Origin of the sequence: Sphingopyxis sp. (assembly GCF_036402335.1) — a bacterium.
Classification (GTDB): Bacteria; Pseudomonadota; Alphaproteobacteria; order Sphingomonadales; family Sphingomonadaceae; genus Sphingopyxis.
Genome location: NZ_DASWTD010000278.1, coordinates 1 through 4897, shown reverse-complemented (window position 1 = coordinate 4897; position 4897 = coordinate 1). Strand labels below are relative to the sequence as shown.

Annotated in this window: 5 protein-coding genes; 1 reads left to right on the top strand and 4 read right to left on the bottom strand. The window is 66.6% G+C overall.

All coding sequences use genetic code 11. The features are described 5' to 3' along the window. The first annotated feature begins 86 nt into the window (after window positions 1-86). The gene (gene murA / locus VGD20_RS08760; RefSeq protein WP_331134076.1) at window positions 87-1370 is read left to right on the top strand and encodes a UDP-N-acetylglucosamine 1-carboxyvinyltransferase; all 1284 of its coding nucleotides are present in this window, start codon (window positions 87-89) and stop codon (window positions 1368-1370) included. On the opposite strand, the gene VGD20_RS08755 is transcribed toward murA, so the two are convergent. The 4 genes from VGD20_RS08755 to VGD20_RS08740 all read right to left on the bottom strand — a co-directional run. Then, window positions 1357-2625, bottom strand: coding sequence for an alpha/beta hydrolase family protein (locus VGD20_RS08755; protein ID WP_331134075.1), 1269 nt, complete (start codon window positions 2623-2625; stop codon window positions 1357-1359). The genes murA and VGD20_RS08755 overlap by 14 nt on opposite strands. Window positions 2626-2660: 35 nt before the next feature. Continuing rightward, window positions 2661-3620 (bottom strand): DMT family transporter, encoded by a 960-nt coding sequence (locus VGD20_RS08750; RefSeq protein ID WP_331134074.1) that lies wholly within the window; start codon window positions 3618-3620, stop codon window positions 2661-2663. Continuing rightward, window positions 3617-4627: a threonine aldolase family protein gene (locus tag VGD20_RS08745; RefSeq protein ID WP_331134073.1), complete on the bottom strand. Its 1011-nt coding sequence runs from the start codon at window positions 4625-4627 to the stop codon at window positions 3617-3619. Before VGD20_RS08745 ends, VGD20_RS08750 begins: the two co-directional genes overlap by 4 nt. Window positions 4628-4667: 40 nt before the next feature. Then, a partial coding sequence (locus VGD20_RS08740) for a hypothetical protein (RefSeq protein ID WP_331134072.1) occupies window positions 4668-4897 on the bottom strand: 230 nt, incomplete at its 5' end.

The following is a 4897-nucleotide window of genomic DNA, read 5'->3' as shown; positions in this document are numbered from 1 at the left end:
GCGGATCGTCCGGGGACGAAGGCGGTCGGCGCCGCCCGCATAGCTAGTCCGCTTGCGCGACTTCGCGCATGCGCTAAAGACAGCCGATGGATCAAATCGTCATTCGCGGCGGCCAGCGACTCAAGGGCCGTATCCCCATCTCCGGCGCCAAGAATGCGGCGCTCACGCTGCTGCCCTGCGCGCTGCTCACCGACGAGCCGCTGACGCTGCGCAACCTGCCGCGGCTCGCCGACGTCGACGGTTTTGGCCACCTGCTCAACCAGCTTGGCTGCTCGACGACGATCGAAGGATCGCGGCCCGAGGACTTCGGCCGCGTGATGACCGCGCGTACCACGACGCTAACCTCGACCGTCGCGCCCTATGACATCGTGCGCAAGATGCGCGCCTCGATCCTCGTCCTCGGCCCGTTGCTCGCGCGCGCCGGCGAGGCGACGGTGTCGCTGCCCGGCGGCTGCGCGATCGGTAACCGCCCGATCGACCTGCACCTCAAAGCGCTCGAAGCCTTCGGCGCGCAGATCGAACTCACGTCGGGCTATGTAAAGGCCGTTGCGCCCGGCGGGCGCCTCGCGGGCGGCAAGTTCACCTTCCCCGTCGTCTCGGTCGGCGCGACCGAAAATGCGCTGATGGCCGCGGTGCTCGCAAAGGGCACCTGCGTGCTCGAAAACGCGGCGCGCGAACCCGAGATCGTCGACCTGTGCAACTGCCTCGTCGCGATGGGCGCGCATATCGAGGGCATCGGTACCGAAACGCTGACGATCGAAGGCGTCGACCGGCTGCACGGCGCGACCTATCGCGTCATGGCCGACCGCATCGAGGCGGGCAGCTACGCCTGCGCCGCCGTGATTACCGAGGGCGACGTCGAACTCGTCGGCGCCAAGGCCGACGAGATGGACGCCACTCTCGCCGCGCTGCGCCAGGCCGGTGCGACTGTCGAGGAAACCAAGGCCGGTATCCGCATCGCCATGTCGGGCCGCGCCGAACCCGTCACCCTGTCAACCGCGCCCTACCCGGGCTTCGCGACCGACATGCAGGCGCAGTTCATGGCGATGGCGACGCTCGGCAAGGGCGCGTCGCTGTTCACCGAAACGATCTTCGAGAACCGCTACATGCACGTGCCTGAACTCGCGCGCATGGGCTGCGACATCGACGTGCGCGGCCGCAGCGCCGTGGTGCGCGGGGTCGACCATCTGGTCGGCGCGCCGGTGATGGCGACCGACCTCCGCGCCTCGATGAGCCTGATCATCGCAGGCCTCGCCGCGCAAGGCACGACCGAGGTCAACCGCGTCTATCACCTCGACCGCGGCTACGAACGCCTGGAAGAGAAGCTTCAGGCCGTCGGCGCCGATATCGAGCGGATCAGCGCGGGGTAAGCCTTTCGGCGCGGCCGTAAGGCCCACGCGCGTCGCCCTTGATCCAGTCGCCGAGCAGTTTGAGATAGCCGTCGGTGATGCGCGTAACGCTGCGCGATCCATCGGCATTCGTTGTGAACTCGAACATGCCATGATCGGTATCGGGAAACAGGTAGACGTCGAAAGGCTTGCCTTCTTTGGCTAGCCCGAGGAGTGCCCCGCGGGTCGTCTCGATCGGCGCTTCGCGGTCCTCGCCCGCGAGCACCCAGAGCAGTGGCGTATCGAGTTTCTTCAGTGCTGCGACCGCGTCATAATCCCAGATCAGCTCGAGATTGTCGACGCGCGCGCGGCCGATCCGCTTCAGCATGTCGTTCGGCATGCGCGCGATGGCGCCGCTATATTCGCCTTCGACCTTTGCCGCCCACGGCTTGTCCGCCATCTCGGCCCGTACCGCGTCGAGAGCGTCATAACCGGTGCGAAAGTCGGATAGCAGCAAGCCCGCGGTCGCCTGCGACAGGCGATTGACCAGCGCCACCGCATCGTCGCCGAGCCCCGCGGCGCGGACTTCCGACACCATCTGTTCGCGATCTTCCTCGATCGGCGAGGCGACGAGCCCGAAACCGATGGCGACAAAGTCTGCCTTCGTCCGCGTCGCCGCGAGCGGCGCCACCCAGCCGCCCTGGCTGCCGCCGAAAAAGCCCGCGCGTTCGTAGCGCCCGGCCGCCATGCTGCGCGCCTGTTCGAGCGCGTGCGCTGCATCTTCGGCGAGAAGTTCGAAATTCTGCGTATATTCGCCTTCGGACCCGCCGGTGCCGCGCTTGTCATAGACGAAGACCGAAATACCCTGCGCCGCCATCGCATAGCCATAGACGCCGCCGATCGGCGAGGTGCGTTCGGAACCATGCACCATGACGACAAGCGGCCGCTTGGCATCGGGCGCGCCTGGCGGTTCGATCAGCACACCGGTCATCTTTGTACCGACGCTGTCGAAGGTCGCTGGAGTCTCGCGAAAGGCGATCGGCGCCCACACCTTGCCGTTCACCGTCACATCGTTGGCGCCGCACGCCAGCGGCACGCCGGCATCGCTCGTTGCGCCGCGGCGGCCGTCGCGAAACAGGTATCGCAACCCGGGCGCCGCAACCGCCGGCGACTTGACCAGCACGACGAAATCGCCGCCGGGAGCGGCATAGGTGCCGGGCGTACAGGCGGCCTGCGCAAAGGCAGGCACGGCCGGAAGGGTGAGGAGAAGGAGCGCGGTGCCGAGGAGGTGCTTCATGGAGCCGCTTTACTAAAGCAACACACCGATGACAACTAGCTCTCGGGGTCGACCGGTACGGAAACCATATTGCCGCTGACCGACGGCCGTTCGGGCCGTTTCGCGACCGCGATCACCAATCCAATGAGCGCGACGACCCCGCCCGCGACCGACAGGGTTGCCCAGCGATAGTCCTCGAATGCGGTCGAAAAGCCCATCGCGATGATCGGGATCAGCACGCTCGACCACGCCGCCTGCCCCGGCCCGATCGCGCGAATGACGTTGAAATAGAGCGGAAAAGTGACCGCGCTTGCGATAATGCCGAGATAGAGAACTCCGCCCAGATAGACGGGTGTCGGTTCGATCACCGGCGGCCCGGTGGTGATCCACGCATAGCTGCCGTCGGCGAGCGCACCGAACAGCATGGCCCAGGCGATCATCACGACCATCGACTGCGCCCGCGCGATCTGCGTTCCCTGCATCACATTGGCCGTCGACGCGCTCATCACGCCGGCAAGCGTCAGCGCGGTACCGAGCAGAACCTCGCCCGCTCCGAGTTCAGCGACGCGATATTCGTGGAGGATCATCAGGCCGACGCCGACGATCGCGATGCTGGCGCCCGCGAGGAAACGTCCCTCGAGCGGCGTCTTCAGAAAAGTGCGCCCGAGCAATGTATTGGGCACGATGAGCAGCGCGAAGAGCACCGCGACCAGCCCCGAGGTGATATGCTGCTCGGCGCGATAGACAAAATTGAAGTTGAAGGTGAACTGCGCAATCCCGAGCGCCACCGCGAAAAGCATCGCACGGGGTTCGAGCAACAATCGCTCCCGCCGGATCGCCGCGAAGGCGAACATCGCGATCGCCGCGACCGCGAAACGATAGGTCACCGACCAGCTCGGCGGGACGATGCCAAGCTGTCCCTTGATCACGATCCACGTCGATCCCCAGATCAACGTCACCAGCGCAAAGGGCAGCAGGACGCGCGGGCTGAGTAGCGTCGGCGGCCGCTCGTTCATAGTGCCGCGATCGCGGCCGCCAGCGGTGCGACGGCTTGCGCATCCTGATCCCAGCTGACGACGAGGCGTGCTGCGCCTTCGCCCCAATCGTAGAAATCGAACCCGGCGCCGCGCAGTTGCGACGCTTCGGCCGCGGTCAGCCGCACGAACAATTCATTCGCTTCGACCGGATGCATCAGCCGGTCGCCACACGCGATCGCCAGCGCGGCTGCACCGGCGTTGGCGGCGCGCGCGTTGGCCAGCCACAGGTCGTCTTTCAGCATCGCGCGTATCTGCGCCGCAACGAAGCGCCCCTTGCTGAGCAAATGTCCGCCGCGCTTCTTGAGTTCGCGCACCCCTGCCCCGCCGCTACCGCCGAAAAAAACGATCGCCTCGGCCATCATCGCGCCATTTTTGGTAAAGCCGAACGACAGGGCGTCGACCCCGGCGCGCCACGTGACGTCGGCGGGCGCGCAATCCAGAAAGGCGACCGCATTAGCGAAGCGCGCGCCGTCCATGTGGAGCTTCATGCCCTTGGCCCTGGCGATCTCGCTGATTTCCCCGACTTCCCCGGGGCGCCAGGCAAGGCCGTATTCGGTGGCGTTGGTGATGCTGATCGCCGCGGGCTGGACCTGATGCACATCCTGGCGGATCGCGGCGATCCGTGCCTTCAGTGCTTCGGCATCGATCTTCGCGCCCTGGCCGGGCAGCGTCATCAGCTTGGCGCCGCCCGAATAAAAGGTCGGCGCACCGCATTCATCGACCTCGATATGCGCTTCCTCGTAACAGAGGATGCCCTGCCACGGCCGCACGAAATGCGCGAGGATGATGCTGTTGGCGGCGGTCCCGGTCGGGATCCACACGACTTCGCAGTCGGTTTCGAACAGGTCGGAAAAAGCGGCATCGAGCGACTGGCTGAGCGCGTCGCCGTCATAGGCCGTATCGACGTGATTGGCAGCCGCCAGCGCGTCCATCACCACCGGATGCACCGTCGCAGCATTGTCGGAGAAAAAACGGGTGGCAGTCACGACTCGCGCCTTAGCGTAGTCGTGACGTCCTGCTAACCCTTCATTTCGGTTGTTCGCCGTCGGCCGGGTCAACAGCCGCATCGGGCGTGGCTCCCCGCGCCATGCTCGCCCCGCCCGCGACGCCAAGGCCACCGGCCATCCCCATTCCGCCCATGCCGCCTCCTCCGCCACTGCCGCCGCGGCCGCCTCCCCCGCTTTCGCCGCGCGCCGAACCGCCGCCCTTGCCGCCGCTGCCCGACGGGCGCGTCGGACCCTGCAGCGGGATGCCCA

Coding starts and splice junctions, on each gene's coding strand:
- murA (WP_331134076.1), top strand. CDS start 87: ATGGATCAAATCGTCATTCGCGGCGGCCAGCGACTCAAGGGCCGTATC.
- VGD20_RS08755 (WP_331134075.1), bottom strand. CDS start 2,625: ATGAAGCACCTCCTCGGCACCGCGCTCCTTCTCCTCACCCTTCCGGCC.
- VGD20_RS08750 (WP_331134074.1), bottom strand. CDS start 3,620: ATGAACGAGCGGCCGCCGACGCTACTCAGCCCGCGCGTCCTGCTGCCC.